This window comes from Streptomyces zagrosensis (genome assembly GCF_014203645.1).
Lineage (GTDB): Bacteria > Actinomycetota > Actinomycetes > Streptomycetales > Streptomycetaceae > Streptomyces > Streptomyces zagrosensis.
Map to the genome: position 1 here is coordinate 58,167 of NZ_JACHJL010000021.1, position 17,277 is coordinate 75,443.

Sequence of the window (17,277 nt, forward strand, 5' to 3'; positions counted from 1 at the left end):
TCTCGTTCAAGCACAGTGAATGATCTGCCGGCCAGGTCCGCCGCGTGTCCATTGCGCGGGGGGCGTGGAGCCCGGTGCGCGGCCGTCCTCTCGGTTCCCTCCTGGGTGCCGCCCCCGTGGGACGTGGGGGTGAGGCGACGTGTTGCCGTGCCGGCCACCCGACCGGGCGCGTGATCTTGATTCTGGCTAGCCGTCATGGCCTCGCGTCCCGAGCCCCCCAAGGAACAACCATGGCGTCCAGCCTGACGAAGGGCGCGGCCAAGCAGGGAAACCCTGCGGACGGCGGCAAAACCTTCTTCGGCCACCCTCGCGGCCTGGCCACTCTCTTCATGACCGAGATGTGGGAGCGCTTCAGCTTCTACGGCATGCGGGCCCTGCTCGTCCTCTACCTGATCTCCGGTGGCCCGGATTCGAAGGACGGCAGCCAAGGCGGCGGCCTGGAGATGACCGAGGCCAACGCGGTCGCCATCTACTCCGTCTACCTGGCCATGGTCTATCTGCTGGCCATGCCGGGCGGCTGGTTCGGTGACCGGGTCTGGGGACCGCGCAAGACCGTGGCGATCGCGGCCGGCATCATCATGGCCGGCCACCTGCTGCTCGCCGTCCCCGGCCAGCTTCCGTTCTTCGGCGGCCTCGCCCTGGTGGCGTTCGGTTCCGGGCTGCTGAAGGCCAACATCTCCACCATGGTCGGCCATCTCTACGACGGCCCCGAAGATCCGCGCCGAGACGGTGGCTTCACCGTCTTCTACATCGGCATCAACATCGGCGGCTTTGCCGCGCCGCTGGTCATCGGCACGGTGGGCCAGGAGGTCAACTGGCACCTCGGCTTCGCCATCGCCGCGCTTGGCATGGCGCTGGGCCTCATCCAGTTCCTGCTCGGCACGCGCCATCTCAGCCCGCTCTCCAGCCAGGTGCCGACCCCACTCGCCACCGAGGAGCGCAAGACCTGGCTGCGTAAGGGCCTGATCTGGACGGTGATCGCTGCCGCGTTCTACACCGTCGTCACCGTGACGGGGCACTTCACCCTGAACTGGGCGCTCGTCCCCATCACCATCCTCGGTCTGATCATTCCGATCGCGGTGCTGGTCCGGATCAAGCGGGACAAGGAGCTGACCGACCTCGAACAGACAAAGGTCAGCGGCTACATCTGGTTCTTCGTCGCGGCGGCCGTCTTCTGGATGATCTTCGACCAGGGCGGCTCGACCCTGTCCGCCTTCGCGGAGACGAAGACGGCGGACTCCGTGTTCGGCATCCGCTTCCCGTCCTCGTGGTTCCAGTCGGTCAACTCGGCCTGGGTGATGGCCCTCGCCCCGGTGTTCGCCTGGATGTGGCTGGCCCTGGCCCGCCGCAACCGAGAGCCCAACACCACGGTGAAGTTCGCCATGGCGCTGGTCCTCACCGGAGCGTCGTTCTTCGTCTTCGTCATCCCGATGAGCATGGCCAACGACGGTTCGACGGTCAGCCCGGGCTGGCTGCTGTCCATCTACATGCTGCAAACGATGGGTGAGCTGTGCCTCTCCCCCGTCGGCCTCTCGGTGACCACGAAGATGGCGCCCCAGAAGTACGCCAGCCAGATGCTCGGCGTCTGGTTCCTCGCGGTCACCGCGGGCGACTGCACCACGGGCCTGCTCTCCATCGGCGGCGTGGACCTCAGCGGTGAAGGAGTGATCGCCCTGGAAGCGACGCTTGCGGTGCTGGCTGGATTCGCGATCTGGATGTACCGCAAGAAGGTCGTGAAGATGATGGGCGACGTCCACTAACGCCCCACCCCGGGCCGCCATCGGCGGACCGGACGCCCTGCCCCACCGAAGGCCCGACGCACCCGCGTCGGGCCTTCGGCGTCGTACGCCGCTACGCGCCTGCCGCTGGAAGCCGCCATGGCGTTGCCGTGCCGCCGCTGGGCGGCTCAGTCGGGCGTTGCCGCCGCTGTACGCCCGCGTGACGTACTGCCGGCGCTGTACGGCACCCCATTCACCATTCGCACGCTGCCAGCGCCTGTGCGCCCCTGTCGGGCGCTGTCGGGCGCTGGCAGGCGCTGACGGGCTGACGGCGCCGACGTGGCTGGCAGGCGTTGCAGGCAGCCGCCCAGCCGTGGGGGTGCGGTGCCGTGGGGCCGATGTGGCGCCGTGGGGCCGATGTGGCGCCTGAGCGCCACACGGCATAGCCCGGCACGGAAACGGCCGGGCGTGGGGCGCGGAGCAGCGCCGAGATGGCGTGCCGCAGCAAGGAAAGGAGATGGCGTGCCGTGGCGAAGACGCAAGAAAAGCAGGAAAACGAGCGAGCGAGTTGAGCGAGAGCGGCAAGCGAACCGAAGTGCCGAGTGGGCGAACCGTACGGGTCAGCCGGGCGCGGCCAGCTCCGCCCAGACCGTTTTTCCGGGGCCGTCTGCGTTCCGTACGACCCCCCAGTCGAGACACAGACGCTCCACGATGAACATCCCATGGCCACCTGGGCGTCCGGCGCGATGCGGCATCCGAGGTGCGGGCGTGCCCGCCCCCGTGTCTTTGACCTCAAGGCGGAGCGACTTCGCGTCGCAGCTCACCCGCAGTTCCTCGGGTCCTTCGGCGTGCAGGCACGCGTTGGTGACCAGCTCGGAGACGACCAGCAACACATCCTCGGCGGCGGCGCGCTGGTCGGCGGTAGCGGCCGGTAGCCAGCCCCAGTCCCGCAGCGCCTCCCGGGCGAAGTCGCGAGCGCGAGGGACGGCGCCACTGGCGTCGATCAGGGCGAGGCGGCGGATCTGCCCGTGCGACGGGCGGACCGCAGCGGTGGCACCAGACTCCGGACCGCGGTCGCCCGGCGAGTACGGCCGCGCGGTGCTCATCAGCGCTTCACCTCACCGATTCACCGATTCAGGGACAGGGGCTGCCTGTCGCGTCGAGCAGATTTAGCTGTCTCTTGCCCGGGTACGGCGTGAGAACACCCACTTGTTTGGTCCGGGCTGTGTGACACAGGTAACGCACACATGAAGCACAGGTGGTCCGCGTCACTCGATGAGTGCCGCATCCAGCGTCTCGTGCACCGCAAAGACGGCGTCGGCGCCGGTGATCTCGAAGACCCGCGCGACGACAGGAAGCATGCCCGCCAAGTGGACAGCACCCCCCGCCGCTTCGGCCTTCAATCGCGCGCCGAGCAACACGTTCAGTCCGGTGGAATCGCAGAACTCCAACTGGGAGCAGTCCACAACCAGCCGTGGCCGCCCGTCGATCACGCACTGTTCCAATGGCTCGCGAAGCAGCTCGGCGGTGTGGTGATCGAGCTCACCCGTCGGAGTGACTACTGCGCTCGCTCCCTGGTGTCGCACCTCGACTCGCAGTCGGCCTCTGCTTGCGCTGCCGACCATCCCGCGGTCCATGCACGCACCTCTTCTGGCGTCTCGTGGCTTTCGATTACGCGCCTCGAAGACTACGCCTTCGACACGACGTGCGGTAGCCGAACAACTGGCATATATCACCAAATACGGACAACACGCACTTGCCACTTCCGGGTCAATGCAGGTAGGCGTAGTAGGACACACAAACACGGCCCGGCTTTGGAGGCGCCGCTCACCGCAGCAAGACGATATGGCTTCGGCAGCCATATGCCGAGAATGATGGAGGATACCCATGTCACCCCGGCTCGACGAATCGCGCACCGAACATCCTCGGGTCTCCGCCTCGTCGATTCCCTCGCCTCAGCAGACCAAGCTGGCGCCACCCACCGAACCCGGGGCAGGCGCCGCCACAGAAGAGTCGGCATTCGCCGGCCACTTGGAGAACCTGCCCGAGATCCCGCCCTTCGACAAGGTGGGGCCGGTCGATGCGAGGGCCCTGTCCAAGACCCTCTTCGAGCGCCTTGAATCGCTTGAGGAAGGCACGCACGAGTACGCGTACGTCCGTAACACCCTGGTCGAACTGAACCTCGCGCTCGTCAAGTTCGCCGCCTCCCGGTTTCGCTCCCGCAGCGAGCCGATGGAGGACATCGTCCAGGTGGGCACCATCGGCCTGATCAAGGCCATCGACCGCTTCGAACTCAGTCGAGGCGTCGAATTCCCCACGTTCGCGATGCCGACCATCGTCGGCGAGATCAAGCGCTTCTTCCGCGACACGAGTTGGTCGGTACGCGTCCCGCGCCGCCTCCAAGAGCTTCGGCTCGACCTGGCGAAGGCGGGCGACGAACTCGCGCAGAAGTTTGACCGCGCACCCACAGTGAGCGAACTCGCAGCACGGCTGAGCATTACCAATGAAGAGGTCATCGAGGGCATGGCCGCGAGCAACGCGTACACCGCGAGCTCGCTGGACGCCCAGCCGGAAGAAGATGACACCGAGGGTGCGCTGGCCGACCGAATCGGCTACGAGGACCACGGTCTCGAAGGCATCGAATACGTCGAGTCGTTGAAGCCGTTGATCGCCGAACTCCCGCACCGCGACCGGAAGATCCTCTCCCTGCGGTTCGTGGCGAATATGACGCAGTCAGAAATCGGCGAGGAACTCGGCATCTCGCAGATGCATGTGTCCCGCCTGCTGTCGCGCACGCTGACCAAGCTCCGTAAGGGGCTGACGTTGGAGGAATAGGCACGTGCGAAAGCGTGCGCCTGGCGCACCTATCCGCACCCTCGGAAGCAGGGCCCATCTCGTACCGCGATACGAGAAGGGCCCTGCTCCGTTTTCGGGGCGCGCCCGCGGTGCGCCCATCTGGGGACATAACGCGCGGGTGGCGAGGCCCTATCGAGGTTGATCAGGGCGCGGGGGTTTGGGGCGCGCTGGGGGCGCTCAATCGTTGCAGTGCGCGGCGCCCTGCTCCCGTACACCCGCCGCGTTCAACAGCACCTCCGCCGCCACTCTGCCCTCGCGGGCCGAGTCCGCGGAGCCGGACAGTGCGGCCGTTGTGATCGCTCCCTCGGCGAGCAGCGCCAACTGGCTCGCCAACTGCTGCGGGGCCGCGACGCCCGTGGCGGTGGTCAGCTCCCCGAGGTACGCCCGTACCGCCTCCTTGTGGTCACGCGCCGCCTTGGCCACAGGCTGTGACGTACCGCCCAGTTCGCCAAAGCAGTTGATGAATACACACCCTCTGAAGTCCGGTTCCGCGAACCACTGGTACAGCCAGTCGAAGACCGCCAGCAGTCGCGCACGGGGGGTCGGCCGCGCGTCGGCGTAGCGTACGAGCGCATCGCGCCAGGCGTGGTCGCGGCGCCGCAGGAACTCTTCCACCAGGCGCTCCTTGGCGGGGAAAAGCTGGTAGAGGCGCTTGAGGGAGACACCGGCGGCGCTCCGTACCGCGTCCATGCCGACCGCCTGCACACCGCGTGCGTAAAACAGTTCCTCGGCCGAGTCGAGGATGCGCGCCTTCGCTCGTTCCCCGTCCCTCTCGCTCCCCGCACCGGTCGCTGCCATCACCCACACACTCCACTTCGTTCACACCACTCGCTGCCATCACCGCCGCCCCGCCACTCTGGGCGCCACTTGCGCGGAGAACGGTCGTTCTCCTACGGTACTCGACAGCGGAAGAGAACGAGCGTTCTCCGATCTGTGTCCAGGCGCCCGGATGCCGAAGAAGCTCCGCTATGGCCGTACCAAAGCCCCGGACCGACCGGATGAAGGAGAGCGACATGTCGCAGTGCCCACCCCTGCCGCCGTATACGGAAGAGACCGCACGACTCAAGGTTCAGGCGGCAGAGGACGCCTGGAACTCCTGCGACCCCGAACGCGTGGCGCTGGCGTACACCGAAGATTCCGAGTGGCGTAACCGGGACACCTTCCTGCGGGGTCGCCGGGAGATCCGCGCGTTCCTGCGTGAGAAGTGGAGCCGTGAACTCGACTACCGGCTACGCAAGGAGCTCTGGTCCTACACCGGCAACCGCATCTCGGTCCGCTTCGAGTACGAATGGCACGACACGGCGCGGCAATGGTGGCGCAGCTACGGCAACGAACAGTGGGAGTACGACGAGAACGGCCTGATGCGCCGGCGGTACGCAAGCATCAACGACCTGCCCATCGCCGAAGCCGACCGCCGGATCGTCCACTGAGTTCCCTCGCGTGAGTTCCCTCGCGAAGACAGGGCTGTGGGTGGTTGCGGGTGGTTGCGGGGTGCCGTGGGTGGCCTGGGGTGCCGGGGCCGGTGCCGTCCACCCGCGGCAGCGGCCCCGGGGCCGGCCCCATGGGGCGACGTCCCACTGCCTGTCGCTGTCACTGCCGCAGCCGCAGCCGCAGCGCATGCCGCAGCCGGGCAGCCGCCGGCTATGTCGCTGTCAGCCGCCACAGCGAGGTCGTCTCCGCCGCGCGGGCCGCGTGGAGCGGGTCGGTCGCATCGGCGGCGCGCTGGTGTCGGGGGCGGGTGTCCAGGCGGTCGATGACGCGTAGACCGGCCGTTTCGACGATGGCAAGCAGTTCGGAGCGGGTGCGCAGGCCGAGGTGCTCGGCGAGGTCGGAAAGGATCAACCAGCCCTCACCGCCGGGCTCCAGGTGTCCGGCAAGACCGCCGAGAAAGCCGCGCAGCATGCGGCTGTCCGGGTCGTACACCGCGTACTCGATTGGCGAGCCGGGCCGCGCGGGCACCCACGGCGGGTTGCACACCACGAGCGGGGCGCGGCCCGGCGGGAAGAGATCAGCGGCCACCACCTCCACGCGCTCTGCGGTACCGAGCCGCATGGCGTTCTCCCGGGCGCAGGCCAGGGCGCGCGGGTCCTGGTCGGTCGCCACCACGCGCCGCACGCCCCTGCGAGCAAGCACTGCGGCCAACACCCCGGTGCCGGTGCCGATGTCGAACGCCAACTCCTGGGCCCCTGCGGGCAGCGGCGCCTCCGCCACGAGGTCCACATACTCCCCCCGTACCGGCGAAAACACCCCGTAGTACGCATGTACGCGGTCTCCGCCGAGCGCCGGGATCTCCACGCCCTTGCGGCGCCACTCATGGCCACCGATCAAGCCGAGCAGTTCCCGCAGCGAAATCACCGCCGGCTCCTGCCCAGCGTCCGCGCCCCATGCCTCGCGGCACGCGTCCCGTACATCAGGCGCCCGGCGCAGCGGGACGGCCGGGCCGGCCTCGGTGGGTTCGATGGGTACGAGCACCATGCCGAGCAGTCGCGCCCGTTGCGCCTGGGCCTTGCGGTGCAGGTGAAAGGCGCGGGCCGGCGAATCGTCCACCGCCGTTGCGGCCGGGCCCTGGGCTAGAGCTTGAGGTTGAGCCTGGACGCGGACCTGGGCTGAGTCCTCGCCTACGGGCTGTACTTGTGCCGGCGCTTGGGGCTGTGCTTGAGCCTGCGCTTGGCGCTGCGACTGGGCCTGCGCGGGTGTCTGTGCCTGTGCCTGTGCCTGTGCCTGTGCCTGAGAATGCGTCTGTGCCGGGGGGTGCGTCTGTGCCTGGGCGTGCGTCGCTCGTGCGGCCGGATGGGTGGCGCGCTCACGGCGGGCCTTGCCACCGCGCTTGCGGTCGAGGCGCTTGCGGTCGGCGCGGCGGGCCAGCGCTTGAAGGAGTTGGCGTGCGTTGTGGTAGTCCCCGCGCCACAGCACCGCCGTCCCCTCACAGACCAGCTTGTACGCGGCGTCCGCGGTCATCCGGTCGTCCCCGACCACCACACGCCGGGGCGCCGGCGCCCCGCTCTCGGACCGCCAGCGCGCCGAGTACAACGTGCCGTCGTCCTCGGCCCAGGTGATACGGGGGTGGGCGCCTTCGCTGACCTCGGTGGGATCGCTGGCGTCGCCGGCCTCGCTGGCGTCGTTGGCAGAGGCTGCGGAGGCGGGCGCTGCGGTGGTGGCATCGGCGTCGTCAGCGCTCGTGGTGTCGGCCGCGGTGGCCCGAATCTGAGAGGGGGAGCGGGGATCAGGGGTGTGCATGTCTTCCAGCTTCGCGGGGCGGCGGACACGCGGCGATGACCCGACGCGCTGAGGACACGATCCCATGCGGGTCCAGCGGGTCAGATCCGCTGCCCGTCACGCCAGACGGCCGAGACCAGCGGCACCCCGGGGCGGTAGGCGAAGTGCACCGGCGACGGCGCGTCGAGGAGGGCAAGGTCAGCGCGGGCCCCCGGGCGGAGGTAGCCGACGTCATCGCGCCGCAGCGCCCGCGCCCCACCCGCCGTGGCCGACCAGATCGCTTCATCCGGCGTCATCCCCATGTCCCGTACGGCCAGAGCGATGCAGAACGGCATGGAGCTGGTGAAGGACGACCCCGGATTGCAGTCCGTGGACAGCGCGACGGTGACGCCCGCATCGAGCAGCCGGCGCGCGTCCGGCCACTCGGCGCGCGTGGAGAACTCCGCGCCGGGCAGCAGCGTGGCGACCGTGTTGCCGCTCGCCAGGGCGTCGATGTCGGCCGCGGTCAGGTGGGTGCAGTGGTCGGCAGAGGCGGCGTCGAGTTCGACGGCGAGCTGCACCCCGGGCCCGTAGGAGAGCTGGTTGGCGTGGATGCGCGGGATCAGGCCGCGCTGCTTTCCGGCGCTGAGGATGGCGTGCGCCTGGTCGCGGTCGAAGGCGCCCTGCTCGCAGAAGACGTCGATCCACCGGGCGTACGGCGCGCAGGCGTCGAGCATGGGACCGGTGACGATATCCACGTACGCACCCGGGTCGTCGGCGAACTCCGGGGCGACGATATGCGCGCCCAGGTAGGTGGTCTCGGAGGTGTGGGCCACCGCGATGCGCAGCGCGCGGGCCTCGTCGTACGGGGTGAGGCCGTAGCCGGACTTGGTCTCCAGCGTGGTCGTGCCCTGGCGGGCGGCCTCGCGAAGGTAGCGCAGCACATTGGCTTCGAGTTGCTCGTCGGTCGCGGCCCGGGTGGCGGCGACGGTGGTACGGATGCCGCCCGCGGTGTACGGCTTGCCCGACATGCGCGCGCTGAATTCGGCGGTGCGATCACCGGCGAACACCAGGTGCGAGTGGGAGTCAACGAACCCCGGAATGACGGCCTGACCTGCGGCGTCGAGGTGATTGTCAGTGGCGGGTGCTTTGCTTGTTGCACCGACCCAGGCAATGCGGTCGCCGTCGATGACGATGGCCGCGTCCTGGATCAGACCGAGGGGGCCTTCGCCGAGGGAGGGGTCGTTGGTGATCAGGCTGCTGATGTGGGTGATGGCCGTCGTCGTGCTGTTGCCTTGGGCGCGTCCGCCGGCGGCGGACGGGACGCTGGAGCTGTGCGCGTGGGCGGGGCTGTTCTCGTGGGCTGAGTTCTCGTGGGCCGGGTTCTGGTGGGCCGGGTTCTGGTGGGCCGGGTTCTGGTGGGCCGGGTTCTGGTGGGCCGGGTCAGTCATGGGGGTCATCGCGGGGGTGGTCTCCTTCAGCCGAGGACGGCTGCGATGGACTGGGCGAGTGCGGTGGGCACATCGGGGAGCAGGGTGTGTGCCCCGTCCTGGACGATATGGCGACCAGCGACGACCGTATGCCGGACATCCGCGCTGGACGCTGCGAATACGGCGGTCTCCACGCCCAGCGCCGGCGGCGGGCCTGCGGTGCGCACCGAGTCCAGCGCGAGCGTGGTGAAGTCGGCGAGCGCGCCCGGTTCGATCCTGCCCGCGTGCTCCCAGCCGAGTGCCGCGTAACCGTCCGACGTTGCCGCGCGCAACAGCTCGGCGGCCGTCCAGTGGCCCCTGGCCCGGGTGCGGAGCCGCTCGTCGAGTTCCATGGCGCGGGCCTCTTCGAGCAGGTCGATGACGGCATGGCTGTCGCTGCCGAGTGAGAGCGGTGAGCCAGCCCGTTGGAGGGCCGCGGCCGGCCCGATGCCGTCTGCGAGGTCGCGTTCCGTGGTGGGGCACATGCACACGCCGGTGCGGGCGCCACCCAGCAAGGTGATGTCCTCATCGGTGAGGTGTGTGGCGTGCACGGCGACGGTGCGCGGGCCGAGGGCGCCATGGTCGGCGAGCAGTCGGGCGGGGGTGCGGCCGTGCGCGGCCAGGCAGGCGGCGTTCTCGGCGGTCTGCTCGGACAGATGGACATGGAGGGGGGCGGCGCGTTCGCTCGACCACTGGGCGACAGCAGCCAGTTGGTCGGCTGGCACGGCCCGTACGGAGTGGATGGCCGCACCGATTCGAGCGTGCTCCGGCGCCTTGAGTGCGCTTACGCGCTCGGCCCAGACGGCGGCGGTGCCATCGCTGAAGCGCAGTTGTGGGCGGGTGGGGGGCTCGCCGAAGCCGGCGGAGAGATAGGCCGTGTCAAGGAGGGTGATGCGTAGACCGGCGTCGGCGGCGGCTGCGATCAGGGCCTCGCCCATGGCGTTGGGGTCCTGGTAGCGAGCGCCGCCGGGGGCGTGATGGAGGTAGTGGAACTCACCGACGCAGGTGATGCCCGCCAGCGCCATTTCGGCGTAGGTGGCGCGGGCGAGGGCGTGGTAGCTGTCTGGCGTCAGCCGTTCGGCCACCTCGTACATCACCTCGCGCCAGGTCCAGAACGAGTCCGGGGCACGGCCGTCGCCGGGCCCGGCGGTGGCGTGCGCGGCGTGTGCTGGCCCGGCGTGTGCTGGCCCGGTAGTGCCGGGGGCCACTGCCGTGCCGGGGGTCGGGCTGACCTGGGCCACCCCGCGCAGGGCGCGGTGGAAGGCGTGGCTGTGCGCGTTCGCCAGGCCGGGAACGGTCAGGCCGCGCAGCACGACCGCGCCGGGCGGCGGCCCGGCCTGCCCGCTTTGCCGTACCGCGGCCACCCGGCCATCGACGACCTCGATGACCACGCCGGCGGCAACCCCGGACGGTGCCCCATGGGCCGGCGAGGCGGCGGGGCCGGGGGCGCCGGTGGTGCTCGTGGCGCCGGCGCCGGTGGTGTCAGAGGTGCCCGTGGTGTCGGTCGGGCCGGAGTTGGCGCCGGGTCCGAGGCTGGGCTCGGAGCCGGGACCGGGGCGGGCAGCAAGGCGCGAGGTGGAGTGCGAGGTGGGGTTGAGCCAGGCGTGCTCCGCCCAGTACGTCATGCGCACGCGAGGCCCTCCAGTACGTCGGCGAGTGCGTGGACTCCAGCGACGCAGTCGTCCTCGGCGGCGTGTTCGGCCGGGGAGTGGGAGACGCCGGTGGGGTTGCGTACGAACAGCATGGCGGTGGGCACGGAGCCGGACAGGATGCCCGCGTCGTGTCCCGCGCCCGTGCCGAGGACCGGGATGCCGCCGCCCAGAATCCGGCCGAGCTCGTCTCGTAGTGCGTGCTCGAATTCCACGACGGGGGTGAAGGATTCACGAACGATACGGACATCTACCCCGTCGCGCTCACCGCGTTCGACGGCCGCCCGCTCGATCTCAGCCACCAGGGCGTCCAAGGTCTCCTGGTCGGCGGCCCTGGAGTCCAGCCAACCGCGGATCAGCGACGGAATGGCGTTGACGCCGTTCGGCTCGACACTGACCTTGCCGAAGGTGGCGAGGGCGCCGGCGATCTTGGCCTTCTTGCGTGCGGCGAGGACGGTGTTGGCGTAGGTGAGCATCGGGTCGCGGCGGTCCTCGATGCGTGTGGTGCCGGCGTGGTTGGCCTCGCCATGGAAGTCGAACCGCCAGCGGCCGTGCGGCCAGATGGCGGAGGCGATGCCGATCTGGTCGCCGGACAGGTCAAGCGCCCGCCCCTGTTCCACGTGGAGTTCGACGAACGCGCCGATGCGGGCGAGGCGTTCGGGGTCGGGGCCGATCGCCTCCGGGTCGTACCCCGCGCGCTCCATGGCCTGTGGCAGGGCGATGCCCTCCGCGTCCCGAAGCTGGTGGGCGGCGTCGGTGGTGAGTTGCCCGGCGGCCAACCGGGAGCCCACGCAGGCCAGGCCGAACCGAGCGCCTTCCTCGTCACCGAAGTTGACGATGGCCACCGGCTTGGTGAACTCCGTTCCCCGCTCACGGAGTTCATCGAGCGCGGCGAAGGAGGAGACCACACCGAGCGGCCCATCGAAGGCACCTCCGTCCGGAACGGAGTCCAGGTGCGAGCCGGTGACGACCGCAGCCCCCGGGGCGACGTCCGCAGCGCCGCGGGCGCCGAGCCAAGCCCACTGGTTGCCGTTGCGGTCCAGTTCGTATGCCAAGCCGCGGGCCTGCGCCTGCGCCGCGAACCAGGCCCGGCAGTCGGTGTCGGCACCGGTCCAGGCATAGCGGCGGTAGCCACCGCTGCCGGCGTCACGGCCAAGGGGCCGCAGGTCGCGCCACATCTCGTGGAAGGAGGACGCGTTTCCTCCCGTGAGCCTTGCCGTAGGCCCTCCCCCGGTCCCCCCGGGCCCGCTTCCGCAGCCCGCCGGAGCTCCGCCCCCGGGCCCGCTTCCAGAACCTGCCGCGGGCCCGTCCCCGTCCGGGGCGTGTTCCGTCACGACTGGTCACCCTCGCGCATCGGGATGCGTACCGCGCGCTCGCCGGCGACGTTCTCCGCGATGTCGTAGCCCGCGTCCACGTGCCGGATGACGCCCATGCCCGGATCGTTGGTGAGCACCCGACGGATCTTCTCGCCGGCCAGCGCCGTGCCATCGGCGACCGTGACCTGACCCGCGTGCAGCGAGCGGCCCATGCCGACGCCGCCGCCGTGGTGCAGCGAGACCCAGGAGGCGCCGGAGGCGACGTTGACCATCGCGTTCAGCATCGGCCAGTCGGCGATGGCGTCCGAGCCGTCGAGCATGCCCTCGGTCTCGCGGTACGGGGAGGCCACGGAGCCGCAGTCGAGGTGGTCGCGGCCAATGGCGAGCGGGGCCTGGAGCGTGCCATCGGCGACCATGTCGTTGAAGCGCTCGCCCGCGCGGTCGCGTTCGCCGTAGCCGAGCCAGCAAATACGCGCGGGCAGGCCCTGGAAGTGCACCCGCTCCCCCGCCAACTTGATCCAACGGGCCAGCGACTCGTTCTCCGGGAAGAGGTCGAGCATCGCCTTGTCAGTGGCGGCGATGTCCTTCGGGTCCCCGGACAGCGCCGCCCACCGGAACGGGCCCTTCCCCTCGCAGAACAGCGGGCGAATGTACGCGGGGACGAAGCCGGGGAAGTCGAAGGCACGGCCGTACCCGGCAAGCTGCGCCTCGCCGCGGATGGAGTTGCCGTAGTCGAAGACCTCGGCGCCCGCGTCCTGGAAGCCGACCATGGCCTCCACGTGCCGGGCCATCGACTCCCGCGCACGGATGGTGAAGTCGGCCGGTTTCTCCGCGGCGTACGCGGCCATGTCGTCGAAGTCGATGCCGAGCGGAAGGTAGGCCAGCGGGTCGTGGGCGCTGGTCTGGTCGGTGACGATATCGATGGGAGCGCCGGCGGCGAGCAGCTCGGGCAGCAGTTCGGCGGCGTTGCCAAGGACTCCGATGGACAGCGGCTTACGCGCGTCGCGGGCCTCGGTCGCGAGCGTGAGGGCGTGCTGGGGGCTGTCGGCCTTGACGTCGAGGAAGCGGTGCTCGATGCGGCGGTCGATGGCGCGCGGGTCGCAGTCGATGCAGATGACCACGCCGTCGTTCATCGTGACGGCCAGCGGTTGGGCGCCGCCCATGCCGCCGAGCCCCGCGGTGAGCGTGATCGTCCCGGCCAGGGTGCCGCCGAACTTCTTGGCGGCGACGGCAGCGAAGGTTTCGTACGTGCCCTGAAGAATGCCCTGGGTGCCGATGTAGATCCAGGAACCGGCGGTCATCTGGCCGTACATGGTCAGGCCCAGCGCCTCAAGGCGGCGGAACTCTTCCCAGTTGGCCCAGTCGCCGACGAGATGGGAGTTGGCGATGAGAACGCGGGGCGCCCATTCGTGGGTCTGCATCACGCCCACCGGGCGGCCGGACTGGACAAGCATCGTCTCGTCTTGCCGCAGCGTCTGGAGCGTACGCACCATGGCGTCGAAGGAACGCCAGTCGCGAGCGGCCTTGCCGGTGCCGCCGTAGACGACGAGCTTGTCGGGATGCTCGGCAACCTCGGGGTCGAGGTTGTTTTGCAGCATCCGCAGGGCGGCCTCCTGCGGCCACCCCAGCGCGCTCAGCTCAGTGCCGCGCGGTGCTCGTACGGGTCGCGGTCCCGACATGGGTGCTGCCTCCCTGGCCTCGACGGGTGATACGTCGACTGGATTAGTTCATTCACATAGTCCAGGGATGAATAGACGTAGTCAACAGGGCGCTCGGCAGTTCCACACGCCCAGGCGCAGACCGCAAGCACCGGGACCAGGGCCCCGTGAGGCCGGGGCCGCTTCCGGTAGACGGCTCCCCGAGCAGCACCCCCGCGCCCGCTCACGCGAAAGAGCCCCTCCCCAGCAGTGCTGGGGAGGGGCCCTTGATCGAGCGCCGAGCAGGCCTTGCACCTACATCTCTCGTTTGGAGACGAGCATCTTTCCTTAGACGACCGACGCATCAACCCCCGCCCGTTGGGGCGGCGTTGCAAGATCTACTTTACCCCACCCGCGGCACCGGATCGCACCATCCGCCAACTCCCGCCAAGGCTCAACCCCGCCGCGGGCGCCCCCTTCAGACCACGGCCCGATCGTGGGCGTGGTCCACGATGGCGGCTGCCGTTTCTTGCGGGGTGAGGGTCGCCGTGTCCAACCACCAGCCGGTTGGCCAGTGTGCCCATATCGCGGGCGCACGACCGCGCCTGACGTACTGAATCCTCCGGGGACTGGCCGAGAAAACCAACGCGTCTTGGACCACCATGCAGGCATGTAGTCGCGAATTCCCTTGCAGCGGACCCGAGTTCTTATGTCGCGCCCCCGGCCCCGCTGCGCCACGTTCGGGGCATCCGCCCTGAGCCGCCCCGGCCCGATGTCGGCTATGCCACCGGCTCGTTCTCGACGATTAGCAGCGTGCCCTCGCTTCCCGGGCGCACCCGGTGCGGGGTGCGGGCAGGCACCATGAACAGGTCGCCGGTGCGTACGGTCACGAGCTCGCCGCGCACCTCAAGGGCGAGGGTTCCATCGAGTACCAGCAGCGCCTCCGCCACGTCGTGGCTCTCCTCCGCCACCGGCAGTTCGCTCATCCGCAGCACCTTCACCGCAGCCTCCCCCACCCGGCCAACCACCCGCGAGCACCACGCCCGCGGCGGCCCGGCCGCGGCCTGCCGCAGCGAGATGACCGCCAACCTCCGCGAACCGGCCGCTGCGGTGTCCCGCTCTGTACGCCCAGCCGCGCATACCGCGTCACCCTCGGTGGCCACATTCGCCCCGTTCGGCGCATCGACCGCGCTCGCCATACCCGTCACACTCGGCGCTGGCGGGGCTGCCTGCGCTGGTGGTGCAGCCGGTGCTACCGGTGCTACCGGTGCTACCGGTGCTGCCTGTGCGTTCCTCGTATCCGTCCCACCCATAGCGCGCTCCTCACTCCGCACGGCCCCGCGCTGGACCCCGCGCCCCGAGCTCCACAGGGGGCTCTCCTCGTCGGGTTCCGTGCTGGTGCTGGCCGCCCTTGGTAGGTGGGCGACCCCAGGTCAGGACGCTATCCGGCGGGGCGGGCAAGGCGGCTGACCGTTCGGCAAAGCCTCGTAGACCGGTGGGTCAAGGGCGCCGGTTTCGATGCCGGCCACAGCCCGCGACCCGCGCTCGACCAGCCGCCGTCAGCCTGCACCGGCGCTCCCGGCAGTGCCAGCGCCACTCAGCGCGCCGCTGCCCCCGCCGTGCGCCGTTTCGCTCCGCCCGGTCGGGCGTCGCCCGCGACGACTCCGGTGGTCAGGTAGCCGCGTACGGACGCATGGCCGGGGCCGCCCACGGCCCAACCGCTCGGCAGCGAGTCCGTACGCACCCACAGGAGTGACTCGTTGGCCTGCTCCCAGCGGCCGAGCCAGCCGGCCTTCAACCAGAGCCCGACACCCGTCCCGGCAAGCAGCAGTCCGGCCGCCGCGGGGATCGCGAACGACGCACCGATCGCCAGCAAGAACGCCAACGCCAGGTGCCAGCGATGGGCCCGCCGCCAGCCGCGTACGGAGACGTGGCGGTCCTGGAGGAAGACGGTCTTCCCGGCGCGCGACGCGGCGCGCGCGAGCCCCTCGTACCGCCTGCGCCGCATCCCGGCCGCCACCGGCACCGCGATCACAAAGAGGGCCGCCCCTGCCAACAAGCCGATCTTGCGGCCGGTGACGCCCGGGACCAGCAAGCCGATGCCGGCCGCGATCAACCCAAGCCACCACAGCCACCCGGCAGGTGCCCGCACCAGTACCGCCACCCGTGCCACCGCGTACGCGCCGCGCTTCACAACAGACCTCCTCATCTCGGCACACTGAAAATGCGCCGCACCCGCGCGCGCTCGCGCGCGTGCCCGATTTCTTTCGGCCGGACTGTACTCAGCACAGATGAGAGTTCGCTGAGATACGGAAAGGGTGACGGGCGAAGAGGCTGAGATGCCGCATCAGTCTTCGATCGCGTCAGTCTTTGCTCGCGTCAGTCCTTGACCCCATCGGCCCTTGATCGCATCGGTCCTTAACCGCATCGGTTCTTGACCGCCGATCTGTCATCGCGCCAGTCCTCGATCACGTCAGTCCTCGAAGAGGCCGCGCGCCGCCGCCTTGGCGTCGAACTCCTCCAGCCGGGCCTGCGCGTCCGGCAACGCATCACACATCGCCTCAAGCAGCACCCGACCCAGGAGCATCGGCGCACACGCCGTGTCGAAGGCGAGTCCCGTGCCCACCGCCGCCGGGAGCAGCAGGTCGCTGTGGCCTGCCACAGGAGCGAAGGCGCTGTCCGCGACCGTGACCACGACCAGGCCCGCCGTCCGCGCGTACTCCAGGGCCGCTACGACCTCGCGCGGGTGGCGTGGCAACGCGAAGCACAGCAGGGCGCTCGCGCCCGCGGCGGTGGCCGCGTCGATGCGGTCGGCCAGCATTGTGCCGCCCTCGTCGAGCAGCCGAACATCCGGGTGGACCTTGCGCGCGAAGTAGCTGAAGCCGGCGGCTTGCGCGGAGGCCGCGCGCAGGCCGAGTACGGGCAGCGGGCGGGAGGCGGCGAGCAGACGTCCGGCGCGCGCGACGGGTTCGGGATCGGCGAGGAGCGTGGCCAGGTGCCGCAGATTGTCGATTTCGGCCTGGACCGCTTGCTGATATTCGTTGGCCACCGCAGACTCCGCGATGCGCTCGGCGGGGCCAACGTCCCGCAGATGCTTGCGGAGTCCGGGGTAGCCATCGAAGCCGAGCGCCACCGCGAACCGGGTCACGGACGGCTGGCTGACACCGGCGAGTTCGGCGAGTTCAACGCTGGAGAAGAACGGGGCGTCGGCGGCACGGCGGACCATGCAGTGGGCGATGCGACGCTGGGTGGGAGTGAGGCGGTGGCCCTCGAAAAGCTTTTGGAGCCGTGCGGCTGCCCCGCTCGCGTCCGGCGTCTCGTCCATCGTGCCTCCCGGCGACATCGACGGCCCACACGCGCACCTGCACGCGGCAGCGCCAGGCCGACACCGGGCCGAACGGGGCCACCCAAGGCACGTACTCCGAGCCGTCCATTCA

The 17,277-nt window shown here is 70.0% G+C and carries 14 protein-coding genes; 3 read left to right on the forward strand and 11 right to left on the reverse strand.

All coding sequences use genetic code 11. From position 1 onward, the window contains the following. Positions 1-230: 230 nt before the first annotated feature. Positions 231-1,760 (forward strand): peptide MFS transporter, encoded by a 1,530-nt coding sequence (locus tag FHS42_RS29635; RefSeq protein ID WP_184577682.1) that lies wholly within the window; start codon positions 231-233, stop codon positions 1,758-1,760. Between the two features lie 578 nt (positions 1,761-2,338). Here the strand turns inward: FHS42_RS29635 and FHS42_RS29640 are convergent. Both FHS42_RS29640 and FHS42_RS29645 read right to left on the reverse strand, forming a co-directional pair. Next, entirely contained in the window at positions 2,339-2,824 is a 486-nt protein-coding gene (locus FHS42_RS29640; protein WP_184577684.1) for an ATP-binding protein, read from the reverse strand. 162 nt (positions 2,825-2,986) lie between these two features. Further along, positions 2,987-3,355, reverse strand: a complete 369-nt coding sequence (locus tag FHS42_RS29645) for an STAS domain-containing protein (RefSeq protein WP_184577687.1) — start codon at positions 3,353-3,355, stop codon at positions 2,987-2,989. A gap of 250 nt (positions 3,356-3,605) precedes the next feature. Between FHS42_RS29645 and FHS42_RS29650 the strand changes: the two genes are divergently transcribed. Then, on the forward strand, positions 3,606-4,553 hold the full coding sequence (locus FHS42_RS29650; RefSeq protein ID WP_184577691.1) for an RNA polymerase sigma factor SigF: 948 nt from the start codon (positions 3,606-3,608) through the stop codon (positions 4,551-4,553). A gap of 198 nt (positions 4,554-4,751) precedes the next feature. Here the strand turns inward: FHS42_RS29650 and FHS42_RS29655 are convergent, their stop codons facing one another. Beyond that, a complete protein-coding gene (locus FHS42_RS29655; protein ID WP_184577694.1) occupies positions 4,752-5,372 on the reverse strand; it encodes a TetR/AcrR family transcriptional regulator in 621 nt (206 codons plus the stop codon). Positions 5,373-5,587: 215 nt separating this feature from the next. Here FHS42_RS29655 and FHS42_RS29660 point away from each other — a divergent pair, with 215 nt between their 5' ends. After that, entirely contained in the window at positions 5,588-6,004 is a 417-nt protein-coding gene (locus tag FHS42_RS29660; RefSeq protein ID WP_184577869.1) for a nuclear transport factor 2 family protein, read from the forward strand. A 211-nt stretch (positions 6,005-6,215) separates the two neighbouring features. Here the strand turns inward: FHS42_RS29660 and FHS42_RS37695 are convergent, their stop codons facing one another. From FHS42_RS37695 to FHS42_RS29705, 8 genes are all read right to left on the reverse strand, one after another. Continuing rightward, positions 6,216-7,811 (reverse strand): methyltransferase, encoded by a 1,596-nt coding sequence (locus FHS42_RS37695; protein ID WP_246495599.1) that lies wholly within the window; start codon positions 7,809-7,811, stop codon positions 6,216-6,218. 80 nt (positions 7,812-7,891) lie between these two features. Beyond that, positions 7,892-9,229 carry an imidazolonepropionase gene (gene hutI, locus FHS42_RS29675; RefSeq protein ID WP_246495600.1) on the reverse strand — a complete coding sequence of 446 codons (1,338 nt, stop codon included), beginning with the start codon at positions 9,227-9,229 and terminating at the stop codon, positions 7,892-7,894. 17 nt (positions 9,230-9,246) lie between these two features. Continuing rightward, positions 9,247-10,863, reverse strand: coding sequence for a formimidoylglutamate deiminase (locus FHS42_RS29680; protein ID WP_221476998.1), 1,617 nt, complete (start codon positions 10,861-10,863; stop codon positions 9,247-9,249). Beyond that, entirely contained in the window at positions 10,860-12,065 is a 1,206-nt protein-coding gene (locus FHS42_RS29685) for an allantoate amidohydrolase (RefSeq protein WP_184577698.1), read from the reverse strand. Before FHS42_RS29685 ends, FHS42_RS29680 begins: the two co-directional genes overlap by 4 nt. A 152-nt stretch (positions 12,066-12,217) precedes the next feature. Beyond that, positions 12,218-13,882 (reverse strand): urocanate hydratase, encoded by a 1,665-nt coding sequence (hutU, locus tag FHS42_RS29690; RefSeq protein ID WP_184577701.1) that lies wholly within the window; start codon positions 13,880-13,882, stop codon positions 12,218-12,220. Positions 13,883-14,619: 737 nt separating this feature from the next. After that, positions 14,620-15,039 carry a cupin domain-containing protein gene (locus FHS42_RS29695; RefSeq protein WP_312867091.1) on the reverse strand — a complete coding sequence of 140 codons (420 nt, stop codon included), beginning with the start codon at positions 15,037-15,039 and terminating at the stop codon, positions 14,620-14,622. Between the two features lie 398 nt (positions 15,040-15,437). After that, the gene (locus FHS42_RS29700; protein ID WP_184577704.1) at positions 15,438-16,049 is read right to left on the reverse strand and encodes a hypothetical protein; all 612 of its coding nucleotides are present in this window, start codon (positions 16,047-16,049) and stop codon (positions 15,438-15,440) included. Between the two features lie 264 nt (positions 16,050-16,313). Next, a complete protein-coding gene (locus FHS42_RS29705; RefSeq protein ID WP_184577707.1) occupies positions 16,314-17,165 on the reverse strand; it encodes a MurR/RpiR family transcriptional regulator in 852 nt (283 codons plus the stop codon). Positions 17,166-17,277 lie beyond the last annotated feature (112 nt).

Excerpts from the sequence above, each read along its gene's own strand:
- FHS42_RS29635 (WP_184577682.1), top strand. The coding sequence starts at position 231 with ATGGCGTCCAGCCTGACGAAGGGCGCGGCCAAGCAGGGAAACCCTGCG.
- FHS42_RS29640 (WP_184577684.1), bottom strand. The coding sequence starts at position 2,824 with ATGAGCACCGCGCGGCCGTACTCGCCGGGCGACCGCGGTCCGGAGTCT.
- FHS42_RS29645 (WP_184577687.1), bottom strand. The coding sequence starts at position 3,355 with ATGGACCGCGGGATGGTCGGCAGCGCAAGCAGAGGCCGACTGCGAGTC.
- FHS42_RS29650 (WP_184577691.1), top strand. The coding sequence starts at position 3,606 with ATGTCACCCCGGCTCGACGAATCGCGCACCGAACATCCTCGGGTCTCC.
- FHS42_RS29655 (WP_184577694.1), bottom strand. The coding sequence starts at position 5,372 with ATGGCAGCGACCGGTGCGGGGAGCGAGAGGGACGGGGAACGAGCGAAG.
- FHS42_RS29660 (WP_184577869.1), top strand. The coding sequence starts at position 5,588 with ATGTCGCAGTGCCCACCCCTGCCGCCGTATACGGAAGAGACCGCACGA.
- FHS42_RS37695 (WP_246495599.1), bottom strand. The coding sequence starts at position 7,811 with ATGCACACCCCTGATCCCCGCTCCCCCTCTCAGATTCGGGCCACCGCG.
- hutI (WP_246495600.1), bottom strand. The coding sequence starts at position 9,229 with ATGACCCCCATGACTGACCCGGCCCACCAGAACCCGGCCCACCAGAAC.
- FHS42_RS29680 (WP_221476998.1), bottom strand. The coding sequence starts at position 10,863 with ATGACGTACTGGGCGGAGCACGCCTGGCTCAACCCCACCTCGCACTCC.
- FHS42_RS29685 (WP_184577698.1), bottom strand. The coding sequence starts at position 12,065 with ATGTGGCGCGACCTGCGGCCCCTTGGCCGTGACGCCGGCAGCGGTGGC.
- hutU (WP_184577701.1), bottom strand. The coding sequence starts at position 13,882 with ATGTCGGGACCGCGACCCGTACGAGCACCGCGCGGCACTGAGCTGAGC.
- FHS42_RS29695 (WP_312867091.1), bottom strand. The coding sequence starts at position 15,039 with ATGGCGAGCGCGGTCGATGCGCCGAACGGGGCGAATGTGGCCACCGAG.
- FHS42_RS29700 (WP_184577704.1), bottom strand. The coding sequence starts at position 16,049 with ATGAGGAGGTCTGTTGTGAAGCGCGGCGCGTACGCGGTGGCACGGGTG.
- FHS42_RS29705 (WP_184577707.1), bottom strand. The coding sequence starts at position 17,165 with ATGGACGAGACGCCGGACGCGAGCGGGGCAGCCGCACGGCTCCAAAAG.